Origin of the sequence: Undibacterium sp. Ji83W, assembly GCF_049340385.1 — a bacterium.
Lineage (GTDB): Bacteria > Pseudomonadota > Gammaproteobacteria > Burkholderiales > Burkholderiaceae_D > Undibacterium.
Map to the genome: position 1 here is coordinate 99,752 of NZ_JBMPOZ010000010.1, position 25,337 is coordinate 125,088.

The window sequence follows — 25,337 nt, forward strand, 5'->3', positions numbered from 1 at the left end:
CAAAAAATTTAATATAAGTCATTGATAAATATGGTTTTTTTAATATACATCGATAGAAATGAAGAATCTCAAGCTGCTCATTTTTCAAACATCTGCATTTGCTCTGCTGATTTAAAAACAAGCCCGTGTTACGACCTGCCTCAAGTCCAACAGTAAGTATCGTTTTGTAACGTACAAACAAAAACCCAGGCAATTGCCTGGGTTGGTGTTGATACAGTTTTTCTTCGTCAATTACAGTTTGCCGCTCAGTGTGATGCCTACCAAACGCGGTACTGCCGGTGTAAAACTATTCCAGGTCTTGAGCAAAGGTGTATTGTCATTGAAGGCATTTTTGACGACCAGACTCAGATCATAGGATTGATTGCGACTGCCTATGCCTATCGCTATGTCAGTAACGCTTTTTGCAGATATCCAGCCATAATCAGACAAGGAATTGTCCGAGTTATATTTACTGCTATACAGGGTGTTCGTACTGGCATGAAATTCCCGGTTACCCAGAATTGGCAGGCGATAATCTATACCCACATTGAAGCTGTATTTTGCGGCTCCAGGCAAAGCCTGGCCAGAGACATCACGATATGGTGCAGCGCCGGTATAGCCATTTTCAACTGGCTGTGCAGAGTTAGTGAAGGTCTTGTAGCGCGCATCGTTATAAGCACCTGAGAAACGCACCAGGGTATTGGGTATACCACTGTAGACGCCATCAATTTCCAGACCCTGTGCCCTGACTTTTGGTACGTTGCCTGTGGCCGAGGTGTAGTAGTTGCTGCCGTCATTGTTCAGATTGGTGGTGTAGACATCCAGCACGCGCACAGCCTGTTGGTAATCCTTGATGTCCATGACGAACAATGCTGCATTCAAAATCAGCTTATTGTCCAGCAAAGCTGATTTCAAACCAAATTCAAAGGCGCTGGTTTTCTCAGCTTTGACCAGATTGGATATCCCATTGGTGACCTGGGATATACCCGCCTTTTCGCCATACTGCCAGGATGCATAGCCCGTGACGTTGTCGTTGATTTTATAAGACGGACTGATCACGAAAGCTGGCAAACTACCCTTGAAAGCTTCTGCCTGCACAGGATTGAATACCACCCCGATTTGGGACTGGCGCAAGGTTTTCGCTGCTGCTATCTGGGCTTTTTGCGCTGTCGTCAAACTATTATAGGCAGTGCCCGCAGCACCTGTAATCGTCGTGCCAAAATACTTGCTGGCTGCCAGATCAGCCAGAGCCAGTTGACTATCTGTGTTACCGGCATTCAGCAAGCCCGCGCTATTCGATGAAAAACCACCCAGTTGCACACCATTGATGGCAACCGGGTTCAACTCAGGGGCATTACCATAGTCTTTCAATAACGTGGAGGCAGTATTTTTGCGGTACTCATAGGTGTAACGCAAACCTGTGGTCAAAGTAAAATCATCGCTGACATGCCAGTCAGCCTGGGCAAAAGCAGCAGCACTTTTGTTTTTGATTTTTTGCAAGCCAGCCGGACTGTTAAATGACATGTTCAAACCATCCAGCGAGTTTTGCAGCAAGTAACGACCTGCAGCATCCTTGTCCAGGGTGGTGTACTGACTGGCACTGGCAAACCAGGCACCTGCATCATTCGCCCATTGACGGCGATAATCTGCGCTGTTGGTGACGTCCAGGAAGAACAAACCAGTCTGGTAATCTACTTTGCCACCAGGCTGTGAAGTCAGGCGGATTTCCTGGCTGGCCTGACGATAATCATTCCAGAAACCACCTGCATTGCGGTAGATATCAAACGGTGTTCCTTCGTCATTGACGGCATTGAAATGGTAGTCTTTGTAGGCAGTAATCGAAGTCAGGGTATGCGTGCCCAGGTTCCAGTTCAATTCAGCCGAGGCACCATTGCTACCGGTAATCAAGGGGCGCTGGTAATCATTGTTAACCGCATTCTGCCCGCCGCCATTCAGATAATCCCTGAGATAAGTATAGCTGCTCTGCTGCGTGAACCAGCGGCGCGCCAGGCGTACACTGGCATCTGTACTCAGAGTATTCACGCTGCCATTGGCATAGGTAGTTGGCGTTGCTGTATTGATGGTGCGTCCATTGGTGGTTTCACCTGCGCGTGGCTGGGCATCAAAAGCAATACGGGCACTGAAGTCTTTGGTCGGCGTCAGCAAGAACTGCACGCGGCCAGAAACCCTGTCCTTATTGGTATAGGTGATATTCTTGTTGTACAAATTGGTGATATCGCCAGCGCCTTTGCTGACACTCAGGGTACCGCGCCATGCCAGCACATCATCAACGATAGGACCGCCAGCAGAGAAGCGGCCTTGCACGGTATCGTTCTGGCCAAAAGTCAGGGAATAACTGGCATCAGGTGTAAATGAAGGACGGCGCGTCGTCACATTGATGACACCCACACTGGTATTTTTGCCCAGCAAGGTACCTTGCGGGCCACGGGTAACTTCTACTGCATCGACATCGGTAAAGTCATAACTTGATGAGAGCGCATTGTAGGCGTAGTTGACACCATCCACGATCAGGCCAACGCTGGGGTCTTGCGCCTCGGTCTGACCTTGCTTGCCTATGCCGCGTATAGACAGACTGCTGGTGCGCTGGTTACCCTGGTTCCAGGATACATTCGATACTCGCTGGGCAATCGCGCCTATGTCTGTAGCTTGCAAACGATCCAGCTCCTTGCCAGTCACCACGGAAACTGATAGCGGCACGTCCTGCAGACGTTCTATACGGTTACGGCTGCGTACTGTTACAGCACCGAGAGTATCAACTTCTTCTGGGGCTGTGCTCTTCGCTAATTGAGTATTGGCCGCGTTAGCAGATGGATTAGCTTGTGCGCTAGCCGTTGGCGCTGCTGGTGCATTACTGATTGCCTGTTTGGCAATAATCTCCTTGAGACGGGCTATCTCCGCCTGCAATTCTGCGACGCTGGGGCCATCTGCTGCATGCAAACTGCCAGACGCCAGCAAGGCAGCACCAGCCAATACACTGGCGATAGGTGAGCGGCGGAATGGCACCAACCCACGGCGGAGAGAAAAAAATGACGGCGTTCGTACTGATTGTGTTGATTTTGCTGCTTGATGATTGTGACTCATGCGTGTTGCTCCTGTAGCATTTGAAGGAAGTGTTTCCTCTTGCTATCGCAAAGAGCATGCCACGCGAGCTGCTTATCGGGATTCATATAAAAACTTCTGATCCAAATCCTGATCTATTCGGCGCGTGTTGAATACCAGACATAAACAAAGATATTGTTTATGGATTGCTGCGGACTCAGCAAGGTCTTTGTTTTATTTTGCTGCATTTTGCTGCGTATCGGGCATAACACCACATATGCATATTCCAGGCACTGCTGAACCATGAACAACGTAAAACCTTACAGCTGTTGCATAGCCATCAGCGCATGTTGGCTACGCAACTTGCTGCTTCGCTGCAAATTTGCTTATCAGAGCTAATCTGCCAATTGATCAACTTGGCATGGTAGTTGCACTAAGAGAGAAGACTGATCTTCTTCCACTCCCCAACTATTGAAAGCCCAAAATGATCAAACGTAAAAATTTTATCGCTCTCTTCCTCAGTGTCGCTGCGGCCAGCGCAATGGCGCAACAAGCAGCGCCAGCAACTGGCGCTACCGGTGCCGCTGCCGAACAGGCATGGAAATACAAAACCAAACGCCTGGAACGCAGCGAAGTTGATGCCTTGCTGGCCAAGCCTGAAAAACTGGTGGTTATCGATGTGCGTCGCCCAGATGAACTGACGGCCAAAGGCAGTTTCCCTGTGTACCTGAATATCCAGAACAAGGAACTGGAAAAAAGCCTGGCTTACATACCGAAAGACCGCGTCATCTTGACAGTATCAAATCACGCTGTGCGCGCTGGCGCAGCAGGTGACCTGCTTGCAGCAAAAGGTTTTACAGTCGCTGGTGCGACTGGATCTGAAGACTATGAATCACAAGGAGGCACGATCACCAAGATAGCAGTGCCACCACCGCGCACCGCTGCAGCCGCTCCTGCAGTAACCACCGCTGCGGCTGCAGTTAAAAAAGACTGGTAATTGACCTGCAAGAATAGAAATGAATACAGCATGACTTCATCCATTATTTCTACTGCGGCCAGTGACACGGTGGATACTGTGAGTAATAAGCCAGGTAGCAACAAAAAACGCATACTGTTATGGGACTTGCCTTTACGCCTGTTTCACTGGCTACTGGTCTTGGCCATAACGATTGCAACTGTCACAGGTTTTATAGGTGGTAACTGGATGAATTTGCATGCCAAGGCAGGCCTGGCTATCCTGGGCCTGCTCAGCTTTCGGCTGGCCTGGGGATTTGTCGGCACTACCTATGCCAGGTTCAGCAGTTTTTTTCCATCGCCGGAAAAGATACGTCTATTTTTTCAAGGCCGATGGTCAGCACCGGGTCACAATCCTTTGGGTGCAATTTCAGTCTTTGCTTTGTTACTGGCTGTCGCTGCACAGGCAGGCAGTGGTTTGTTCAGTAATAATGACATTGATTTTACCGGCCCCTTGTTTAGCCTTGTTGCGGAAAAAACCGCGGCTACCCTGACTTCATTTCACAAACTGAGTATCTATGTCTTGCTGGCACTGATCGCCCTGCACATACTCGCCATATTCTGGTACCTGAGAATTAAAAAACAGAATCTGCTGAAACCCATGATCACAGGTTGGAAAGAAGTCGATGACGACGTCAAGCCAGCAGAAAGCAAGCCACACTGGCTGGCGCTTATATTGTCGCTGGCTTTGCTTGTCTTCACTATCTACTTTGCCAGTGGCACATATCTTTCTCAAGTAAAAGTACCGGAAGCGGTGCAGGAAAAACCAGCTTGGTAAGCCGTCAATTTATACACTGCGTAGTTCTGGGAAAGCTGCCTTGATGGCAGCTTTTTCTATTTGAGAAATGCATTTGAATAGTCGAATTATTTCAGCATGTATCAACTTCATCAGACTGTTGAAATTACAGCAGTTGCATAAGACTGTGCAGATGAAATCCGTACATAAAACCTCCAATTACCGCCATCCCCCTTGCAATTCCATTGGCACACTTCCTGCAATAGGAGATGCAAGTCCAGTGGAAAATTTGCCTGCGTATTTCATAGTCAAAACCTGAATATCACAAGCAAATTTTCTTACATAGAAAGGGAAAAACATGACTAGCATGACGTTTGAAAGCAGCGACTTCTTCTTGCGTAAATCCGCAGTGAGAAGATCAAATCGAGCGGTGCCCAAGCTACCCAAGCCAAAAGTAGCGCAAGAATTACCACCGGTAAAAGTAGCCACGGTTTTACCTGCACAAGATAAAACCGGCAAGTTCAACTGGAGTCTGAGTACGCTAATAGTAGCAGTAGCAGGTGTCCATGTAGCACTGGTGTATGGCCTGCATCAACCTATCAATGTTACGCCAGTAGAAAAAGCCAAAGTGGTGCCACTCAGCATAGAAATTGCACCGCCACCAGTGAAAGAATTGCCACCACCACCTCCTCCACCTGAAATCAAACCCAAGCTGCAACCGCAGATCAAACCTGTGGCTGCACCAGTAAGGACGCCACCGCCGGATAATGTTCCCGTAGTCAGCGCCGCACCTGTGGACACTACGCCCAGCGCAAATACCGTGGCTGTTGCTGTAGCTGCACCGCCAGCGCCACCTGGGCCGGCAATTGCGCCCGCACCGCCAGAGCCAATAACAGAACCCAAAGGTTATGCAGGTTACTTGCAAAATCCTGCACCCAATTATCCACCAGCCGCTCAAAGGCGCGGACTGGAAGGCCAGGTCACCTTGAAAGTGCATGTGCTTGCCAGCGGCCATCCAGACAATATCCAGATCGCCAAGTCCAGCAGCCATCCAATACTGGATGAAGCTGCCATCAAGGCAGTCACATCCTGGGTCTTCCAGCCGGCCAAGCGCGGGCAGACACCGGTAGATGGCTGGGTACACGTTCCCCTTATTTTTAAACTGTAAAGAGATCACATCATGAATGATTATTACCTGAACCTTATCGTCCAAGCATCCCTGTATGCCTTGCTACTGTTTTCTGTCGTCACCTGGATACTGATCTTCGCCAAGGCAGTACAACACTGGCGTTTGTCAAAGCAGGATAAATTGTTCGCCAAAAAATTCTGGAGTGCCACCAGCCTGGATGCAGCAACCGCCATCGCCAGTGATGCCAGCCCCAAATCCCGCCTGGCAAAAGTAGGCTTCGGTGCGCTGTATGTGAATGAAAAAAATGGCGAAGGCCATGACCTGGAACATAGCTGGGACAGGCAAGAATTGCTGGAGCGTCATTTGCGCCAGCAAATCCAGAAAGAATATCAGTCGCTGGAAAGTGGTCTGGCTGTACTGGCATCCATAGGTAGCACAGCCCCCTTTGTCGGCTTGTTTGGTACGGTCTTCGGCATTATCCACGCGCTGAGTGCGATAGGTAAAAACGCTTCTGCCAGCATAGACGTAGTCGCTGGCCCTATCGGTGAAGCGCTGGTCGCTACTGGCGTAGGTATCGCCGTCGCCGTACCTGCAGTACTGGCCTATAACTTTTATATTCGCAGATTGAAAGTCACCGCTGCCGAGCTGGATAACTATGCAACTGATTTTGTTAACCTGGCGCAAAAGAATGCCTTCCGTGTCAGCAAGCCCGTCAATAAATCTGTTGATGCAGGCAAAGCCGCACCTGCCCATGATGATATCCCGGTTACAGGAGCACTCGCATAATGGCCTTCTCAACTGGAAATGACCGTGGTGACGTGGTCAGCGAAATCAACATCACGCCGCTGGTAGATGTCATGCTGGTCTTGCTGGTGACCTTTATCATCACGGCCCCCTTGCTTAATAACGCAGTACGTATCAACTTGCCCAAAACTGCTGCGACTTCTGCGCCTGACACGACCAAGTCGGTCACGGTCAGCATAGATGCGGCCAATAAAGTGTTTATCGACAAGCGTGAAATCGCGCAAGAGGCGCTGGAAGCTGAATTGAAATCCCAGGTCAGCGCCAGCCCTGACCTGGCACTCAGCCTGCAGGCTGATGAAGGTGTCCCATATCGCTCGGTCGCCAAGGTCATGGCGACCATACAGAAATCAGGTGTCAGCAAACTGTCAGTGCTGACCTCACCTGGCGGCGGCTAATTACTTCCTCATTTTTTTATATTATTCTTTGAAAGGACTATCCATGTTGTTAAAAAAATTTGCAATTTCCGCCCTGATATTGGGCACACTGACACAAGCCGCCATTGCCGCCGACATCAATATACTCAATGTATCGTATGACCCTACCCGAGAACTGTACCAGGACATCAATCAGGCTTTTGCCAAACAATGGAAAGCCAAGAGCGGCGACAACCTGAACTTCAAGCAATCGCATGGCGGCTCAGGCAAACAGGCAAGAACAGTGATTGATGGCCTGGATGCAGACGTCGTCACCCTGGCCCTTGCCTATGATACAGATGCGATTGCAGAAGCTGGTTTGCTCGACAAAGCCTGGCAAAAACGTTTGCCGCATAATGCGTCGCCGTATACATCCACCATCGTCTTCCTGGTGCGCAAGGGTAATCCAAAAGGCATCAAGGATTGGGCTGATGTCGCCAAGCCCGGTGTGTCCGTCATCACGGCCAACCCCAAAACCTCCGGTGGTGCTCGCTGGGCTTACCTGGCAGCCTGGGGCTATGCTTTGAAACAACCGGGTGGTTCGGAAGCACTGGCCAAAGACTATGTGCAGAGAGTCTACAAAAATGTGCCTGTACTCGATTCTGGTGCACGCGGATCAACAGTGACTTTTGCTGAGCGTGGCATAGGTGATGTCTTGCTGTCCTGGGAAAACGAAGCCCATCTGGCATTGAAAGAATTTGGCGCAGATAAATTCGAGATCATTACCCCGTCCATCAGCGTACTGGCAGAGCCTCCCGTAGCCATCGTTGACAAAGTGGTCGACAAGCATGGCACACGCAAGGTTGCTGAAGCTTACCTCAACTATCTGTATACCGACGAAGCCCAGGACATCATAGGCAAGAATTACTACCGCCCAACGACGGAGAAAGCCCTTAAAAAATATGCAAATACCTTCGCAAAGGTCAAACTGTTTGGCATAGACGATACCTTCGGTGGCTGGACCAAAACCCAGAAAACCCATTTTGCTGATGGCGGCGTATTTGACCAGATTTATCAACCGGCAAAAGTAAGTCAAAACTAAAAACAGCAAACAAAATAATAGGGAAACACCATGAATGCTATAAAAATCAAGACGGGTCATTTGCTGCTGCCACTTGCCCTGCTGGCAGGACAGACTCAGGCTGCCAGTCTGCAGGCCGCAGCAGATGCATTGAATGCAGCAAATACGCAATCCGTCAGTGTAACTGGAACCGGGAAGTGGTTCCAGTTTGGCCAGGCACCGGCACCAAGTCTGGCCTGGCCAGAATTTGATGTCAGCAGCTATAAAGCGTCCATCAATTATGACAAGGCAGCAGCGCGTGTGCAGATCGCACGCTTGCAAACTGTTGATCCCAAGCGCGCACGTCCCACGGCGGCTGAACAAAAACCGGATCAATATGTCAGTGGTGCCCTGGCATGGAATGCCACTGTGGCAGCCAATGGAAGCAGTAATTACAACCCACAACGGGCGGCCCTGGAAGAACGCCGCGCGGAAATCTGGTCTACACCACATGGCTTTATCAAGGCAGCACTGGCAAACAATGCTACATCCAAAGCGTTAAAAGGAGGAGTAGAAGTCAGCTTCAATGCTGATGGCAAGTATCGCTATGTGGGTTTCATCAACAAGAACAACCAGCTGGAACAGGTAAAAACCTGGATAGATAATCCTGTGCTGGGTGATGCCGAATTGCTGACGAAGTTTAGCCAGTACAAGGACTTTGGCGGGCAACAATATCCTGCACATATAGTCCGCAGCCTGGGTGGGCACCCAGTGCTGGATTTGCAAGTCGCTGAACTGCAAGTCAATGCGCCGGTAGATATCAGTGCACCCGCAGAAGTCGTCAATGCGACGGCACCTGTCATCACAGTGACATCGACCAAGCTGGCAGATGGTGTCTATCACCTGACCGGTGGCACACATAACAGCGTCGCCATCGAGCAGGCTGATCACATCGTCATCGTTGAAGCACCATTAAGTGAAGAAAGGTCGCTGGCCGTGATTGCCAAAGCCAAAGAGATCATTCCTGGCAAGCCCATCAAATACCTGATCAACACCCATGCCCATTTTGACCATTCTGGTGGCCTGCGCACCTATGTTGATGAGGGTGCCATCATCGTTACCCATCAGGAAAACCGTGGCTATTACCAAAAAATCTGGGCCAATCAACATAGTCTGAACCCTGACCGTCTGGCACTGTCCAAAACCAAGGCCCGCTTCGATACCTTCAAGACCAGGCATGTACTGAATGATGGCAAGCGTGCGATAGAGATTTATCCTATCGCAGGCAATACCCATAATGATGCGTTTGCCCTGGTATATCTGCCAGCCGAGAAAATCCTGGTCGAGGCCGATGCCTATAACCCACCGGCGGCAAATGCCCCGGCGCTGGTGCCTGCCAATCCTTACTCCGTTAATCTGTATGACAACCTCAGGAAATTGAAGCTGGATGTCGACCAGATTGCTGGCTTGCATGGCCAGAAAGCAGTTAAGCTGGCTGATTTGCAGAGCTATATCGGTGTCAACTGAGAGGTGTCAACTAATCGGCATCAATTAAGCTGAATAGCCTGTATGTAAAGCCGGGACTGCAGGAATGCATTCCCGGCTTTTTTAGTTTAAATCCATGAGCACGCATTAAACTGCATGAGCTTATGCAAAGATATTCTTGCCCTGTATTGTAATTAGCTGCATCATCAAAATTACAATGACTACATTCTTTCATTTACGTAGATACACATGAGCCATTTCAATAAAAAACGCCGGCAAATGCTGGGCAGTATTTCAGCGCTATCGCTAAGTTCCCTGATCAGTGAAACCAGTCATGCCGCTGACAATACCGCAAACGCAAAAAAACCAAACATCATTTTCATCCTTGCCGATGACCTTGGTTATGCTGATCTCAGCGTTTATGGGCAAACCGACTTCCAGACCCCACAACTGGATCAACTGGCAAAGCAGGGCTTGCGCTTTACCCAGGCCTATGCCAACTCTGCCGTCTGCTCAGCCACCCGTTTTGGCCTGATAACCGGACGCTATCAATATCGCTTGCGCGGCGGGCTGGAAGAACCTATCGCCGGGGCATCAGAAAATATAGGCTTGCCGCCCGAGCATCCTACTCTGCCATCCCTGTTGAAAAAACAGTCGTATACGACAGCCTTGTTTGGCAAATGGCATTTGGGCTTCTTGCCCAAATTCAGCCCATTGAAGAGTGGTTATGATGTTTTCTTTGGTAATTATGGTGGAGCAATAGATTACTTTACCCACAAAACCGGCGTAGGGCCAGATGCAAAAGATGGTTTGTTTGAAGGTGAAGTGCCTGTCAATAAAGTAGGCTACTACACTGACCTGGTGGCTGACAGGGCTGTAGCTTATGTAAAGCAACAAAGCGCAGCACAGCCTTTCTTCCTGTCCTTGCATTTCACTGCCCCGCACTGGCCGTGGGAAACGCCGGATGATGAAGCTGTATCACGCGAGATCAAATCCTTATCCCATCTCGACGGCGGCAGTCTGGAAACTTATGGAAAAATGGTGGTGTCCCTGGATACTGCCATAGGCCGGGTATTGAAGAGCCTGGATGAGCAGGGCCTGGCTGAAAATACCATCGTGATCTTTACCAGTGACAATGGTGGCGAACGCTTTTCCAGGACCTGGCCGTTGAGCGGACAAAAGACAGAATTGCTGGAAGGAGGCATACGCGTGCCAGCCATCGTACGCTGGCCAGCGAAGATCAAGGCTGGGCAAGTCAGCAGCCAGGTTGCCATCAGCATGGATTGGTTACCCAGCTTGCTGGCCGCTGCCGGTGGTGCGCCTGACCCTGCCTACCCCAGCGATGGCCAGAATCTTTTACCCGTCCTCCTGGGTACACAGGCAGTGCAGCCACGTACCCTGTACTGGCGCTATAAGGCCAATAAACAAAAAGCAGTGCGTTCTGGCGACTGGAAGTATCTGAAGATAGCGGACAATGAATTCCTGTTTGATGTGGCACGTGATCCGCGTGAGAGAGCGAACCTGGCACAAAAAAATCCTCAGGTATTTGCAAAACTAAAGCAGGATTGGGAAAACTGGAATGCGCAAATGCTGCCTATCACGAAAGAGGTGAGAACGTATGCTGTTGATGGCAAAGCTCAGGCTGACCGCTATCGTGCATTGCTGGACGAGTAATCTGCATTTCCCCTGATGCTCCATGAGCATCAGGGGTTTTCTATTTCTTTTTCTATTTCTTTTGTGATACCAATTTTTCTGCTTTGCTGATACTGGCATTGATAGACACTGCCATTTCATCGTCTGCCGGTAATTGATCTACTATCTTTTTCCACGCCATGACAGCAGCCTTGTAATCCTGTCTTTCATAGGCAGCACTGCCAAGTAAAGCCAGTGCCTGTATATGGCCGGGCTTGATGGCCAATGCTTTTTGCAGCAATTGCTCAGGCTCGCCAGATAAATTCTGTTGTCTGCTCACAGCCAGGGTCACAGCATAATCAGTCAGCACATCAGCATCACCTGGCCGCAAGCGTATCAATTGCTGGTAGGCATTCACGGCAAGGTCAAAGCGTCGCAAAGTTTCGTAAGAACGTGCAAGGCGTCGCCAGCCTTCTACATCATCAGGCTGCTTTCGCAAGCGCGCAGCCAGTCCATCGACCATGGCCAGTATCTGTTTTTGCCCTACTCCCTGTTTCTCTTGTTGAGCATTTAATTCACGGTCAAATTGGGGCTGGGTAATGGCTTGAATATTACCAAGACAGGCATACAATATTCCTGTTGAGCAAAGCAAGACAATGAGAAATCCTCCAACCTGACCTGACAGCCATTTCTTTGACTGGTTTGCATTGCTACCGGCATTGCGAGCATGGTAAGCCAACAATACCCGCAAAGGTAAGGCACTGGCAAGAACCAGCAGCAGCAAGCATAGTATGTAGAAAGAAGTCATGAGCAAATTCAATAAATAAAATCAGAGCAAGGGTTCAGAAAAATGTCGCCTTCCCCTTGTAAATTCTGTTAATTCTGCTGATTCTGTTGATTCAGCTACTACAGCGGTTTCATCAGTACCATGCATGATTTTGACCCTGGTAAACAAAAAAATCAGCGCAGCTAGCAGCAATAGATACGGACCCGTCCAAAGCAACGCAGTCTGATAATTGAATGGTGGGCGGTAATGCACAAAGTCACCATAGCGCGCCACCAGGAAATCGGTTATTTCTTTTTCATTTTGCCCCTGTTGAAATTTCTCACGAATTTGCTGTTTGAGATTGAGCGCCAGTTCAGCATGTGAATCTGCCAGGGTCTGATTCTGGCAAACCAGGCAACGCAATTCTTCTGACAGCTTTTGTACCCGTTGATCGATGCTAGGTGTGGCTGCCTGGGTGAGAGTAGCAATGAACAAAAGAGTGATACTAAGTGCCCACCGTATGAGATATTTAAAAAACGGGTTCATATCATTGCTCACGCTGCAGTTGATCAATCAAGGGTTGCAATTTGCCAAACACGACTTGCTCAGTGAGAGGGCCTACATGCTTGTAGCGCACCAGGCCATGGCTATCGATGACAAAGGTTTCGGGCACGCCCACCACGCCGTAGTCAGTCGCAGCACGGCCATCGATATCCTGTACAGACAATTGATAGGGATTACCAAAATCGCTGAGCCAGCGCCTGGCATCTGTAGCTTTGTCCATGTAATCAAGACCGATGACAGGTGCAGAAAGCTGACCGGCAAATTTCACCAGTACCGGATGCTCATGGCGGCAAGACTCGCACCATGATGCCCAGACATTCAGCAGCCACACCTTGCCTTTGAGGCTGGATGATTGAAAATGCGCTTGTTGCTCGACTTGCGGTAATGAAAAACCGGGCGCTGGCTTGCCTATCAAGGCAGATGGCAGTTCATCCGTCTTGATCAGCAAACCTGTCGCCAGGAAAACCAGCAAGACCACGAAACCAAATAAGGGCAGCAAAAAGCGTTTCATGCTGGCTCCGCGATCTGAAAGTTCTCTGCGGGTGCAGAGGTGCGGTCCTGCTGCGTTGCGATAACAGTTGTGGGTTTATATCTGCGCTCCAGCGCTGCCAGCAAGCCCCCCAAGGCGATAGCCAGGCAACCCGCCCAGATCCAGCTCATGAAAGGTTTGATTTGCACCCTGACCATCCAGCCCTGGTCTTTGCTGGCCTCACCCAGGGAGATATATACATCCCTGAGCCAGCCACGATCAATGGCGGCCTCGGTCATGGGCATGTTTTGTGCGGTATAGATGCGGCGTTCTGGTTGCAGTTGCAAAGCTGAATCTGCATCACTGACGGCAAAGTGTCCTCGTGCAGCAATGTAATTCGAACCGTCAATTTTTTCCAGTGATTTGAAAACCACGTCATAGCCCGTCAGCCGTATATGATCGCCAGGGCGCAAGTGATAATCTTCACTGGTTTCCAGGCTCTTGACCGCGCTCACACCTACGGTAAAGATGGCGATGCCAGCATGGGCGACGATCATGCCCCAAAACCCAAGGGATGGTGCATGCAGGCTAGTCAACCAGCGTGAATTATTGACTGGCCGGTATACCCGTTTCCACACTTGTCCTGCCGTAGCCAGCAATATCCATACACCTAAACCAGTCCCAAGTCCAAACATGAAGCTGTAGCGATAAGTCAGCGCACCAGCCGCAGACACGGCAAGTATCAGGGCAATCAATAAAAACCTGTCCAGAGTTTTCAGCTTCGCCTGCTTCCATGCCAGGTAAGGTGCCAGTGCCATGAGGAACAGCACTGGTAGAATCAGTGGCACAAAAGTCGCCTCAAAATAAGGGGGGCCTACTGAGATCTTCCCTAGTTGCAGGGCATCAAGGAACAGGGGATATAGTGTTCCCAGCAATACCGTGGCCGCTACTACTAACAGCAGCACATTATTCAGTAACAAAGCAGTCTCTTTCGATACAGGCGAAAACGCTGCATTCGAACGGATTTGAGGCGCACGCCATGCATACAAAGCCAAAGCACCACCACTGACCAGCGCCAGGAAGATCAGGATAAACACGCCACGCTTGGGATCTGAAGCAAAGGCGTGTACCGAAGTCAGCACACCTGAGCGCACCAGGAAAGTACCCAGCAATGACAGCGAGAAAGCCAGTATCGCCAGCAGGATAGTCCAGCTTTTAAAGCTGTCGCGTTTTTCACTGACGATCAGGGTATGCAGCAAGGCCGTACCTACCAGCCAGGGCATGAAGGCGGCATTTTCTACCGCATCCCAAAACCACCAGCCGCCCCAACCCAGTTCATAGTAAGCCCAGAAACTGCCCATGAAGATGCCCAGGGTCAGGAAAGTCCATGCAGCCAGAGTCCAGGGGCGTACCTGGCGCGCCCAGTCGCGCTCAACTTTGCCATCTATGAGCGCCGCCAGGGCAAAAGAAAAAGCCACGGAAAACCCTACATAGCCCATATACAGCAAAGGCGGATGGATGATCATGCCAGGGTCTTGCAGCAAAGGATTAAGGTCACGCCCCTCTGCCACAGCAGGAAAGGCACGAATAAAAGGATTGGAAGTGAACAGGATGAAACTTAAAAAGCCAAAGCTGATCGCCCCCATGAAGGCCAATACTCTGGCCAGGAAAACAGCAGTCAAAGCACGGCTCCGCAATGCGACTGCCAGACCCCAGCCTGCAAGTATCAAGACCCATAGCAAAAGCGAACCTTCGTGCCCGCCCCAGCTACCAGCAATTTTGTAAAACACTGGCAAGCGGGTATTCGAGTGCGCTGCGACATAAGCAACAGAAAAATCATCACTGACAAAGCCAGTAATCAAAATCACAAAAGACAATAAGATCAGCAAGAATTGTGACGCTGCCAGGGGCCGCGCCAGTGCTATCCAGGCAGCTTGTTTTTTGACTATCCCCAGGCTTGGAACGACGGCTTGCAGGACCGAGAAGACCAGTGCCAGTATCAGGGCGAAATGCCCAAGTTCAATGATCATGGTAGTGGCACTCCTGACTTGGCTTGCGCCCGGTCTATCGCATACTTCGCATCTGGCGGCATATAGTTTTCATCATGCTTGGCCAGTACTTGCTCGGCTATGAATACACCCGCCTGCGCCAGCTTGCCTTGCGCTACCACGCCCTTCCCTTCCTTGAACAGATCAGGCAAGATGCCACGGTATTGCACTGCAAGGCTATTGCGCGTGTCGGTAACCAGAAAACGTACTGTGATGCCATCTTCCAGTGTTTTCAGGCTGCCGTTTTCTACCATGCCGCCGACACGAAAACTATGCTGCAAAGGTGCCTCACCTGCACTGATTTGTGTTGGGGTAAAGAAGAACACCAGGTTTTTTTGAAAGGCATTCAAGATAAAAAAAGTTGCCAGTGCCAGCAGGGAGAGGCTGATTGCCACCAGCAACAATCGCTTGTGTCGTGCTTTCATGCTGCCCTGCCAGCTTCAGGATCACGGCTTTGCTGCTCCAGCTTCAGTTCGCGCAAGAGCGATTTTTTCGCTTGATTTACACTGAACAATTCAAGCGTCAGGGCAGCAAAAAATACCAGCACTGCTCCCCATACATACAAGGCATAACCACCCATGGCAATGAAGACTGACCAGTTTTGCCAGATCATGATGTTGCTCCCACTGCAGCCTGCACCCAGGCGCTATGCCTTTCCCTGTCCAGTATCAGCAGGCGCACGCGCCACAACACGATGGCGATGACATAAGCCCACAATGCCAGGGTCATGACCAGCATGCCACTGAGCATGATGCTGGCCATCTTGGGTGCGGCTGTCAGGCTGACCGATGCGCCCTGATGCAGGGTATTCCACCATTTAACAGAGAAGTAGATGATGGGAATATTCACTACGCCTACCAATGCCAGCACAGCGCCCGCACGGTCAGCACGGCGGCTATCGTCAATCGCGGCTTGCAAGGCGATCAGGCCAAGATACAGGAAAAGTAAAATCAATTCAGAAGTCAGACGGGCATCCCAGACCCACCAGGCACCCCAGGTAGGTCTGCCCCAGAATGCCCCGGTCCATAAGGCCAGGAAGGTAAATAAAGCGCCCGTAGGTGCCAGCGCACGCGCCAGCAATGCAGCGAGGCGGGTATTGAAGACCAGGCTGATCGCAGACCAAAAACTCAAAGCCAGATAAATCAGCATGGACAACCAGGCGGCAGGTACATGGATAAAGATGATGCGGTAAGCATCGCCCTGTTGCTGATCAGTCGGCGCTATCAGGAAGCCCAGCACCAGGCCAACGACAGTCAACACGCCGGCAAGCGCAAACAGCCAGGGTATGCATTTTCCTGCCGCCCGGTAAAAAACCGGCGGCGAAGCCAGCGCAAACCAGTTGCTGCTTTTGGCCGTACTCGAAAATTCATCCAGACTCAGAGTGTTCATGCGCTTGTTTGATGCCTTGAAAGGATAATCAAATTAAAAATGGAGACAGAAAAAATCTGAAAAAAATGCTCGCCGTAAAGCGAGCATAAGTGAACCCCTAGAGATGTACGACGTGATCAATATACCGCGCAGCTTTTGAAAAGTATGCGAATTAATTCAGATATGAATATGTAGCTGCATGCTGCGAATACAGCAATCAGAAAGCAGAGATGTTGAGAATTGAACTACCTGTTTCAATCCGGCATTAATCAATGAATTAATCCGGCATCAATCAAGCATTAATCAAGCATAATGCGCAAGCTATAACTGCTTGCAACTGGAGAAAGAACAGCCAAAGCAGTCAACATGCCAGCCAGCACATACCAGTAAGCAGCGGTATCCAGACCTGCGTTGTATGCAACAAATACTCCGCTACCAAAGATCAGTACGGGTATGGTTAAAGGCAAGACCAGTAAAGATAACAAGACTGCACTGCCGCGCACGCCCAGCGTCAATGCGGCACCCATGGCACCAATCAGGCTAAGCACCGGAGTACCAAGCACCAGGCTGAGTACAAGTACACCTATCGCATCAGGTGGCAAATCAAATTGCAATGCCAGCAAAGGCAGCATGAAGAGCAGAGGTAAGCCAGAGACCAGAAAATGTGCAAGAATTTTTCCGCTGACGATAACAACCAGTGGTTCTGAAGACAAAAGCATTTGCTCCAGCGTGCCATCGGCATAATCACTGGCAAACAAACGCGGTGCAGCCAGCATGGATGACAGCAATGCCGCCACCCAGATGATGCCTGGCGCTATCGTTTGCAACAAAACCTTATCAGCCCCTATACCCAAAGGAAACAGGCTCACAATCAGCATAAAGAAAACCATGGTGTTCAATACATCTGAACGGCGACGCCAGGCCAGTTTTAAATCGCGCCCCACCACTGCCAGGAACAGTGTCAACATGGGCGCTCACCCAGCCATAATTCGTGGTGACCAGGTACCCGTAATTCGATATCCTGATGCGTTGTGTAAATCAGCATGCCACCTTGCTGCAAGTGTGTATTCAATATCAATGTCAACGCTGCGGTAGCTTTCTGATCCAGTGCACTGAAAGCTTCATCGAGTATCAATAGCCGGGGCAAATCTGGCAAATATAATCTTGCCAGTGCCAGGCGTTTGCGCTGCCCCTGCGATAACTGCCCTGCTGGTAATAGCGCGGTTTGCAGCAAACCCATGGTTTTCAATGCTGTGCATGCTTCTGCATAAGAACAATGCTGGCCAGCCAGCCTGGTGTTGAATGCGATATTTTCCCAGGCCAGCAAATCATCCTTGATGCCATTTGCATGACCAAGAAAGAGCATGTGTTGATGAAATTCCTCTTTTAGTTTTTGTATGGACTTTCCTCGCCACAAGACAGAACCGGCTGCCGGACTGGCCAAGCCGCAGAGTATGCGCAACAAACTGGATTTACCGCTGCCATTACTGCCTCTGACATGCAACGCATGACCTGCGTGCAATTGAATATGAATATTCGAGAACAGATAACTACGTCCTTTGAGACAGGCCAGTTGGCTGGCTTCAAACTCAACCGGCATGTCTTGAGCCATAGCTAACTGAGGCTGTGGGCTGTCAATCCCGGTTTGCTGATACATGCGTTTTTACCTGCTTAGATGAATTGAGCCGAAGGGTGAGTTGAGACTGGACGCCTCCACCTGGATCATGCATTCTAACTGTCCAGCAAGAGCCAGCGAAGTTGCATTTCCTTCGATGCTTATTACAAGTCCTTCTAAACGCCAGGTCTTTCATGAATTAAAATAATACCAACAAAAGTCCGACCATTTTTATCCACATGACGACGCTACTGTTATCTTCATTTTTTGGGAAATCCTGAAAAAGTTGCGAGTTTAGTAAATTCCATTACAATACTTGCAATTACTTACTGCTAATCATCATTTTTGGATGCCATCCATGTCTCCCCTACGTACTTTTATCTTTGTTTCTCTTACACTCGCGGCACAGGCAAGCAGCGCACAGGAGTGGATATTTGCGGTCAATGAAGGTGTAACCTATCAAGACGGCAGTCCTATCACTGAGCGTTATAAGCCATTGGTGGATTTGCTGGAGAAAGAACTCAAGCATCCTGTCAAAGTGCAGGCTGTGGACAGGTACAGCAATTTCGAAGCTGGTCTGGATGCTGAACGTTATGACCTGGTATTCATCCATCCAGCGCACATAGGTTTGCGCGCAGCCAAGAGTGGCAAATATGTCGGCCTGGCCAGTGCCAAGGACTTTACTGACTACCGTGCCCGCGTGTTCGTCAAGAAGGATTCTGCAGTAAAGACCATCGCTGACCTGCGCGACAAAAAAGTGGGGGTGCCGTCGCTGGAATCCATCACTACCGTCATGTTCACGGCCAACCTGACTGAGCTGGGCTTTCGCGATCCGGCTTCGCGCTTTAGCGCTACCCGCTACCAGGATGCGGTACCCTTCATGGTAGAAAATGGCTTCGTTGAAGCCGGTGTTACAGGTTCGGGTGCTGTCGCCAAGGACTGGGTGGCCAAAGGTGGGCGTGTGATAGGGGAAACCAAGCCTGTCCCTATCAAGCAATTCCTGGCTTCACGAAGACTGAGTGCAGACCAACGTGACAAGCTGCAAAATATCTTGCTTAAACTTAGCGAAAACGATGCCGGAAAAGTGGCATTAAAAGGTATCAATATGAAGGGCTTTGTACCGTGGGATAATGGAGTCATGGCAGACGCTACCAAGCGACTTGGCTTGTAAAATAATCCGCCATGGCAAAAGGGGCACAGATTGCATCTGTGCCCCTTTTGCTTTCGCAGCCTGATTTATATTTGCACTTACAAACCCAGCTTGGCAGCCAGACCTATGCGCTGCAATTTTCCGGTAGCGCCTTTTGGTATTTCTTCCAGAAACAAGATCTTGCGCGGTATCTTGAAATCGGCCAGGCGTATGGCGGCAAATTCGCGTAACTCTTTTTCTGTTGCTGTTTTTCCTTCGCGCAACACTACGGCTGCACCGACCTCTTCCCCCAGCTTGTCATGGGGTATACCAAAGGTGACGACCTGCTCCACTGCAGGATGGTCCATCAGAATTTCATCGACTTCACGTGGGGAAATTTTCTCGCCACCACGGCTGATAATTTCCTTGAGACGGCCAGTGATACTCAGATAACCATCTGCATCCATGATGCCCTGGTCACCGGTACGGAACCAGCCATTGGTATAAGCCTCTGCATTGGCTTTGGGATTATTTTCATAGCCGGCAGTCACATTCGGGCCACGGATGACGATTTCACCTGTCAGGCCACGCTCCAACAAATTGCCTTCGGTATCCATGATCGCGACTTCTGGGCCAGCGGCAATGCCGACTGAACCGGGTATGCGTCTGGCGGGTGGCAAAGGGTTACAGGCCATCTGGTGCGCTGCCTCTGTCATGCCATAGGCTTCTATCAAAGGAGTCTTGAAAGCGGCTTCAAGCTCACCGATGACTTGCGGCGGCATCGAAGATGAAGATGAGCGTATGAAGCGCAAGGGATTGGCCGCAATCACGTCATGATTTTGCGCAGCCCGCGCAACGATGGTCTGGTGCATGGTCGGCACGGCGGTGTACCAGGTAGGCTTGGCCTCAGTCATCCAGCCAAAGAATTTCAGGGCATTAAAACCTGGTGTGCAAAAGATGCTGCTGCCAGCCGACAGCGGTGCCAGCAAACCCGCGATCAGGCCATGGATATGAAACAGCGGCATGATATTGAGACCACGGTCAGCCGCAGTCAATTGCAGGTTGTCGCGCACATTGCAGCCAGAGGCACAGATGTTGATATTCGACAGTGGCACGATCTTGGGACGTGATGTGGTGCCTGAGGTATGCAGGATCAAGCCTATGTCTTCAGGCGCAGCAGGGCCAGGGGTAAAAGATGCACCGGTGGCAGCTTGCGGATTGACCTGCGTCAGCGTAAATGCACCTATACCCTCTTCACCGGGCGTGAGTTCCAGTACCTGTATCTTGAGCTTGTCGGCGATGGCCAGCGCAGGTGAGGTACTGCCTTTCTCCACCACCAGCGCTTTGGCATGCAGGTCAGACAGATAGAATTCAAATTCATCAGCACGGTAAACAGGGTTCAGCGGAGCGGCAGTAGCAGCAGCAGCGATGCTGACAAAGGCGCTGGCCATTTCCGGGCCATTTGGCAGGACAATGGCAACCCTGTCCTGGCGACCTATGCCAAAGCCGTTCAGGGCAGCCAGGGTCTTTTGCTGGTTGGCGCGCAGGTCGCGATAAGTCAGGGGCTTGGCACCGGGTGCCTGCAATGCGATAGCATCGTCAGCACCGACGGCAAGTAATTCGACGAGTGTGGAAAATCTTTGCATGATTACTTTCTATGATAAAAATAAAGCACGAAACCTGGCAGACACTTAGTTCAGACAGCCATGTTAAATCAGTCGATTTTATTTATTGCTGTATGCGCAGTTTGCCATTTTGTTCTTGCACCGTGCGCGCCAGCAGCGCAGTCAATGCATACACCGCTTCTATATTCGGGGTAGGCGTGTCAGTGATCCTGCCCATTTCTATGACGGTGCCCACCAGCGCCTCAAGTTCTATGGGGCGGCCAGCTTCAATATCCTGCAACATGGAAGTCTTGTGCTTGCCAACAGCGGCAGCACCAGCAATCCGTTTGTCTATGCTGACCTTGAAATTCACGCCCAGCTTTTCTCCTATCACCTGCCCTTCACGCATCATGCGCGCGACCAGTTCGCGTACGGGGGGAAATTCACAGATATCTACCAGCGTCGCATGCGTCAGTGCACTGATGGGATTGAAGCTCAGGTTACCCCAGAGCTTGAGCCAGATTTCTGAACGGATGTCAGACGAGATCGGAACCTTGAAACCAGCCTGGCGCAAGGCATCAGCCAGCTCACGTATGCGTGGCGTATCGCTGCCATCAATCTCGCCCAGTGAAAAGCGGTTGCCTTCTATATGCTTGATGACGCCAGGCGCAATGATTTCACAGGCAGGGTAGATGATGCAGCCTATGACTTTGTTGACGTCTATGTGGGCAGTAACCACACCACCAGGATCAACCGCTTCTACCCTGCGCCCTTCATAATCACCACCATGTTTTTGGAAATACCACCAGGGCACACCGTTCTGCGCTGTCACCACGATAGATTCCGGCCCCAGCAAGGCAGGTATGTCGGCAGCCACTGCAGCAACCTGATGCGCCTTCATGCCAAGGATGACGACATCTTGCACAGGCAAATCGGCAATACGATCAGTAGCGAAGATGTTTGCCACATGTTCGCTGCCATCATCCATGATCAGTTTCATGCCATTTTCACGCACGGCCTGCAAATTGGCTCCGCGTATCACGACGCTGACTTCATGCCCAGCCTGAGCAAGTTTTACTGCCAGGTAGCCGCCAATTGCACCTGCACCCACTACCGCTATCTTCATATATTTTTATCCTCAAGACTGTCAAAACCATTCCGCAAACTGCCTATGCCATCTATCACAATTTCTACTACCTGGCCGCTACGCATGGGGCCAGCGCCGGTTGATGTACCGCAGGCAATGACATCGCCCGCAAACAATGTCATCTCGCGTGAAATCATGCTGACGATCTGTGCCGGGTTAAAGATCATATCGCGGCAGGGATAATTTTGCCGCTCCTTGCCATTTAAAAATGTTTTGACCGTCAGCGTTTGCGGGTCCAGCCCGGTAGCGATCACAGGCCCGAACACACCAAAACTGTCGCAGCTCTTGGCCCGGCACCATTGAGCGAAGCTGGTATCACGTTGCAATAATTCCAGTGCTGTCACATCGTTGACACAGGTGTAGCCGAAAATACTGGCAGAGGCCACCTCCTCATCCACATTGCTGCAGGTCTTGCCTATGACGATGCCCAGCTCACCTTCGTACAGTATTTTTCCATCATAAGCATGTGGGCGTTTGATGATGCCATCGTGCGGCAGGTAGGAATTGGAAGTCTTGATGAAGTACAAAGGTTCGACAGGAATCGCTTGCCCCAGTTTCTCGGCCAGCTCGTGGTAATTATTCCACAAACCTATCATTTTTGAAGCCTGGCTGGGCGTGAGCAAGCGCACTTCACTCAGTGCCAGCGTCTTGCCTGTGGGTATGGGATTTGTGAATAAATCACCATCAAAGACGGTGATGATGCCAGCGTCAAGACTACCAAAGCCGGGTTGATTTGCATGTTCAAAGCGTAACCAATGTGTCATATCGATAAAAATAGCGCGGATACAAAGGGGTTGTGGAGCAGGTTTAAATTATTAACAAATAAGCATATGCTAAAGGTATTTTTGTTAAATAGCTTTAAATGACTTATGATAGTCTAGTCGAATCGGCTAGCAAATTCGACAAAATTTTTTGCATATGATTGTGTATCTCCAGTATGGCCCAGCATTGCTTCTATTCACCTCTCAGATTTTGATTAAAAGGACAGGCGCATGACTCCGGAAATATCCCTCAAGCCAGAACTTCCTCTGGTAGCAACCGCCTCGCAGTACCGCTGGCTGCAATTATTGCTAGGCATCATCTGCATGGCGATGATCGCCAATCTGCAATACGGCTGGACCCTGTTTGTTGATCCCCTTGATCAAAAATACCACTGGGGCCGGAAAGCGATACAAGTTGCATTTTTCATCTTTGTGCTGACCGAAACCTGGCTCGTGCCAGTCGAGGGTTACCTGGTTGATAAATTCGGCCCTCGCCCTGTCGTAATGGTAGGCGGTTTGCTGATAGGCCTGGCCTGGTTCATGAATGCCCATGCTGACTCATTGACGATGCTGTATATCGCCGCAGCAATCGGCGGCATTGGCGCTGGCGCAGTGTATGGCACCTGTGTGGGTAATGCACTCAAATGGTTCCCCGACCGCCGCGGGCTGGCAGCAGGCCTGACCGCCGCCGGATTTGGCATGGGATCTGCACTGACCATCATCCCTATTTCAGCCATGATCAAGAACAGCGGCTATGAATCAGCTTTCCTGTATTTTGGTCTGGGTCAGGGCCTGGTGGTATTCTTGCTGTCCTTCTTGCTAAGCACACCAAAGACTGCCCCGACTACAGCAGCACCAGCGGCACGCGTCAGCCAGACCAAGGTAGATTTCACCTGGAAGCAAATGATCAAGACACCGGTGTTCTGGGTCATGTACCTGATGTTCGTCATGATGGCTGCTGGTGGCCTGGTCGCCACGGCACAACTGGCCCCTATCGCCAAGGATTTCAAAATTGCTGAAATTCCGGTATCGCTGATAGGCTTCACCTTGCCTGCACTGACATTTGCCCTGTCCCTGGACCGTATTTTCAACGGCATCACCCGCCCTTTCTTTGGCTGGGTATCTGACAATATTGGTCGTGAAAACACCATGTTTATCGCTTTTGCGATGGAAGCAGTAGGTATCTTCGCACTGAGCATCTTTGGTAAAGACCCTGTCCTTTTCGTCTTGCTGACTGGCCTGGTATTTTTTGGTTGGGGAGAAATCTACAGCCTCTTCCCGTCCACTTGCGGCGATACCTTTGGCAGTAAATTTGCCGCAACAAATGCCGGCCTGCTGTACACCGCCAAGGGTACTGCATCCTTGCTGGTGCCACTGTCGGTGTATGTAGTGGAAGCCTATAAAGGCTGGCACGAAGTGTTCTACATAGCCGCTGGCTTGAATGCCGTGGCCGCCATCATGGCGCTGGCCGTACTCAAACCTATGCGTGCACGCATGCGCAATTTGCAATAAAGCATTGCTGGATTAAGCAGCACCTGAAAAAACCGCAGTAAATAGTGGGGAAATCAAATCCACTTTTACTGCGTTTTTTTATATGGCAAACCTGCTCATCTATGCTTCCATAAAAACCTGGCACCCCTCCCTATTTCTCATTCTTTACAGTCCAGAGCCAGGTCTTTTCACTGATCTTGATCGCCTTGGGTATCAGTTTATTTTGATAAAACAGATCGGCAATTTCCTGTTGCCGGCTGACCACAGTAGCACTCACCGGCATCACGCCATAGCGGCTACGCTGCTGCCAGGTAGTGATCACTTCCAGCGGCATGCCTAGCTGGCCAGCGATCGTGCTGGCCAATTGTTGTGGATGCTGGTTGGCCCACACGGCAGTAGCGGCGAGTTCTGCCAGGATGGCATTCAAGGCCAGTGGATTTTTCTCCACCAGGCGACGTGATGCCTCATAAAAACTATTGGCAGGCAGCAGCCCCTGATGATCTGCCAGCACCCTGACTGGCAGACTATGCTGTACCGACGCCAGATAAGGGTCCCAGACTATCCATGCATCAATATTGCCACTGACAAAAGCAGCGCGTGCATCTGCTGGTGATAAATAGATTGGCTGTATGTCTTGCATGCCCAGGCCAGCCTTGCGCAAGGCTGCCAGTATCAATAAATTGGAACTGGAACCTTTTTGAAAAGCCACCTTCTTGCCCTTGAGTTCAGCAACCGTCTTGATCGGTGATTCTTTAGGCACCAGTATCGCCTCACACGCTGGCGAAGACGGTTCTGCACCTACATACAACAAATCCACCCCGGCAGCCTGGGCAAATATCGGTGGTGGCGCACCGGTCAAACCAAAATCGACATTCCCTGCATTCAAGGCTTCCAGCAATTGCGGGCCTGCCGGAAACTCTATCCACTTTACCTGCAACTTCTGCGCAGCAAATGTCTTTTCCAGCGTACCCTGGGCTTTCAAGATGGATAGCAAGCCGCTGCCTTTTTGAAAGCCGATGGAGATCAGCTTGTCGTCTGCTGCCAGTGCGGGCAGGCTGATCAGTAAAATAATTTTGAACAGAATAAAAAGGGAGATTTTTTTTCATGCGTCACTTTCGTGGTC

The 25,337-nt window shown here is 50.4% G+C and carries 24 protein-coding genes; 10 read left to right on the plus strand and 14 right to left on the minus strand.

Features of this window, described 5'->3' with window-relative positions; genetic code table 11:
- Window positions 1-231: 231 nt before the first annotated feature.
- Entirely contained in the window at window positions 232-3,081 is a 2,850-nt protein-coding gene (locus ACO0LD_RS17360) for a TonB-dependent receptor (RefSeq protein WP_423009003.1), read from the minus strand.
- A gap of 442 nt (window positions 3,082-3,523) precedes the next feature.
- On the opposite strand from ACO0LD_RS17360, the gene ACO0LD_RS17365 reads away from it, so the two are divergent.
- From ACO0LD_RS17365 to ACO0LD_RS17400, 8 genes are all read left to right on the plus strand, one after another.
- Window positions 3,524-4,036: a rhodanese-like domain-containing protein gene (locus tag ACO0LD_RS17365; RefSeq protein WP_423009005.1), complete on the plus strand. Its 513-nt coding sequence runs from the start codon at window positions 3,524-3,526 to the stop codon at window positions 4,034-4,036.
- A gap of 30 nt (window positions 4,037-4,066) precedes the next feature.
- Entirely contained in the window at window positions 4,067-4,831 is a 765-nt protein-coding gene (locus ACO0LD_RS17370; RefSeq protein WP_423009007.1) for a cytochrome b/b6 domain-containing protein, read from the plus strand.
- Between the two features lie 316 nt (window positions 4,832-5,147).
- On the plus strand, window positions 5,148-5,957 hold the full coding sequence (locus tag ACO0LD_RS17375) for a TonB family protein (protein ID WP_423009009.1): 810 nt from the start codon (window positions 5,148-5,150) through the stop codon (window positions 5,955-5,957).
- A gap of 12 nt (window positions 5,958-5,969) precedes the next feature.
- Window positions 5,970-6,704, plus strand: coding sequence for a MotA/TolQ/ExbB proton channel family protein (locus ACO0LD_RS17380; RefSeq protein WP_423009011.1), 735 nt, complete (start codon window positions 5,970-5,972; stop codon window positions 6,702-6,704).
- The gene (locus ACO0LD_RS17385; protein ID WP_423009013.1) at window positions 6,704-7,117 is read left to right on the plus strand and encodes an ExbD/TolR family protein; all 414 of its coding nucleotides are present in this window, start codon (window positions 6,704-6,706) and stop codon (window positions 7,115-7,117) included. Before ACO0LD_RS17380 ends, ACO0LD_RS17385 begins: the two co-directional genes overlap by 1 nt.
- Before the next feature lie 43 nt (window positions 7,118-7,160).
- Window positions 7,161-8,177, plus strand: coding sequence for a sulfate ABC transporter substrate-binding protein (locus ACO0LD_RS17390; RefSeq protein ID WP_423009015.1), 1,017 nt, complete (start codon window positions 7,161-7,163; stop codon window positions 8,175-8,177).
- 30 nt (window positions 8,178-8,207) lie between these two features.
- A complete protein-coding gene (locus ACO0LD_RS17395) occupies window positions 8,208-9,662 on the plus strand; it encodes an MBL fold metallo-hydrolase (protein ID WP_423009017.1) in 1,455 nt (484 codons plus the stop codon).
- 207 nt (window positions 9,663-9,869) lie between these two features.
- On the plus strand, window positions 9,870-11,294 hold the full coding sequence (locus ACO0LD_RS17400) for a sulfatase family protein (protein ID WP_423009019.1): 1,425 nt from the start codon (window positions 9,870-9,872) through the stop codon (window positions 11,292-11,294).
- A 52-nt stretch (window positions 11,295-11,346) separates the two neighbouring features.
- Here ACO0LD_RS17400 and ACO0LD_RS17405 read toward each other — a convergent pair whose 3' ends face one another.
- The 9 genes from ACO0LD_RS17405 to ccmA form a co-directional block, all read right to left on the minus strand.
- Window positions 11,347-12,060, minus strand: a complete 714-nt coding sequence (locus ACO0LD_RS17405) for a tetratricopeptide repeat protein (RefSeq protein ID WP_423009021.1) — start codon at window positions 12,058-12,060, stop codon at window positions 11,347-11,349.
- A 21-nt stretch (window positions 12,061-12,081) separates the two neighbouring features.
- Window positions 12,082-12,513 carry a cytochrome c-type biogenesis protein gene (locus ACO0LD_RS17410; RefSeq protein ID WP_423009023.1) on the minus strand — a complete coding sequence of 144 codons (432 nt, stop codon included), beginning with the start codon at window positions 12,511-12,513 and terminating at the stop codon, window positions 12,082-12,084.
- 52 nt (window positions 12,514-12,565) lie between these two features.
- Window positions 12,566-13,093 carry a DsbE family thiol:disulfide interchange protein gene (locus ACO0LD_RS17415; RefSeq protein ID WP_423009025.1) on the minus strand — a complete coding sequence of 176 codons (528 nt, stop codon included), beginning with the start codon at window positions 13,091-13,093 and terminating at the stop codon, window positions 12,566-12,568.
- Complete coding sequence (locus tag ACO0LD_RS17420) at window positions 13,090-15,081, minus strand: heme lyase CcmF/NrfE family subunit (RefSeq protein ID WP_423009027.1); 1,992 nt, start codon at window positions 15,079-15,081, stop codon at window positions 13,090-13,092. Before ACO0LD_RS17420 ends, ACO0LD_RS17415 begins: the two co-directional genes overlap by 4 nt.
- Entirely contained in the window at window positions 15,078-15,524 is a 447-nt protein-coding gene (gene ccmE, locus ACO0LD_RS17425; protein ID WP_423009029.1) for a cytochrome c maturation protein CcmE, read from the minus strand. The genes ACO0LD_RS17420 and ccmE overlap by 4 nt, the downstream gene beginning before the upstream one ends.
- A complete protein-coding gene (gene ccmD, locus ACO0LD_RS17430; protein WP_423009031.1) occupies window positions 15,521-15,712 on the minus strand; it encodes a heme exporter protein CcmD in 192 nt (63 codons plus the stop codon). Before ccmD ends, ccmE begins: the two co-directional genes overlap by 4 nt.
- A complete protein-coding gene (gene ccmC, locus ACO0LD_RS17435; protein WP_423009033.1) occupies window positions 15,709-16,488 on the minus strand; it encodes a heme ABC transporter permease CcmC in 780 nt (259 codons plus the stop codon). The genes ccmD and ccmC overlap by 4 nt, the downstream gene beginning before the upstream one ends.
- Before the next feature lie 278 nt (window positions 16,489-16,766).
- The gene (ccmB, locus tag ACO0LD_RS17440; RefSeq protein WP_423009035.1) at window positions 16,767-17,435 is read right to left on the minus strand and encodes a heme exporter protein CcmB; all 669 of its coding nucleotides are present in this window, start codon (window positions 17,433-17,435) and stop codon (window positions 16,767-16,769) included.
- On the minus strand, window positions 17,429-18,124 hold the full coding sequence (ccmA, locus tag ACO0LD_RS17445; RefSeq protein WP_423009037.1) for a cytochrome c biogenesis heme-transporting ATPase CcmA: 696 nt from the start codon (window positions 18,122-18,124) through the stop codon (window positions 17,429-17,431). Before ccmA ends, ccmB begins: the two co-directional genes overlap by 7 nt.
- Before the next feature lie 316 nt (window positions 18,125-18,440).
- Here ccmA and ACO0LD_RS17450 point away from each other — a divergent pair, with 316 nt between their 5' ends.
- Entirely contained in the window at window positions 18,441-19,253 is an 813-nt protein-coding gene (locus ACO0LD_RS17450) for a phosphate/phosphite/phosphonate ABC transporter substrate-binding protein (RefSeq protein ID WP_423009039.1), read from the plus strand.
- A 77-nt stretch (window positions 19,254-19,330) separates the two neighbouring features.
- On the opposite strand, the gene ACO0LD_RS17455 is transcribed toward ACO0LD_RS17450, so the two are convergent.
- The 3 genes from ACO0LD_RS17455 to ACO0LD_RS17465 all read right to left on the minus strand — a co-directional run bounded on the left by ACO0LD_RS17455 (window position 19,331) and on the right by ACO0LD_RS17465 (window position 22,726).
- Entirely contained in the window at window positions 19,331-20,857 is a 1,527-nt protein-coding gene (locus tag ACO0LD_RS17455; RefSeq protein WP_423009041.1) for an acyl--CoA ligase, read from the minus strand.
- 82 nt (window positions 20,858-20,939) lie between these two features.
- Entirely contained in the window at window positions 20,940-21,941 is a 1,002-nt protein-coding gene (locus tag ACO0LD_RS17460; RefSeq protein WP_423009043.1) for a 2-dehydropantoate 2-reductase, read from the minus strand.
- Entirely contained in the window at window positions 21,938-22,726 is a 789-nt protein-coding gene (locus tag ACO0LD_RS17465; RefSeq protein ID WP_423009045.1) for a fumarylacetoacetate hydrolase family protein, read from the minus strand. Before ACO0LD_RS17465 ends, ACO0LD_RS17460 begins: the two co-directional genes overlap by 4 nt.
- 228 nt (window positions 22,727-22,954) lie before the next feature.
- On the opposite strand from ACO0LD_RS17465, the gene oxlT reads away from it, so the two are divergent.
- Window positions 22,955-24,235: an oxalate/formate MFS antiporter gene (oxlT, locus tag ACO0LD_RS17470; protein ID WP_423009047.1), complete on the plus strand. Its 1,281-nt coding sequence runs from the start codon at window positions 22,955-22,957 to the stop codon at window positions 24,233-24,235.
- Window positions 24,236-24,365: 130 nt separating this feature from the next.
- On the opposite strand, the gene ACO0LD_RS17475 is transcribed toward oxlT, so the two are convergent.
- Window positions 24,366-25,310 carry a sulfonate ABC transporter substrate-binding protein gene (locus ACO0LD_RS17475; protein WP_423009280.1) on the minus strand — a complete coding sequence of 315 codons (945 nt, stop codon included), beginning with the start codon at window positions 25,308-25,310 and terminating at the stop codon, window positions 24,366-24,368.
- Between the last annotated feature and the right edge of the window lie 27 nt (window positions 25,311-25,337).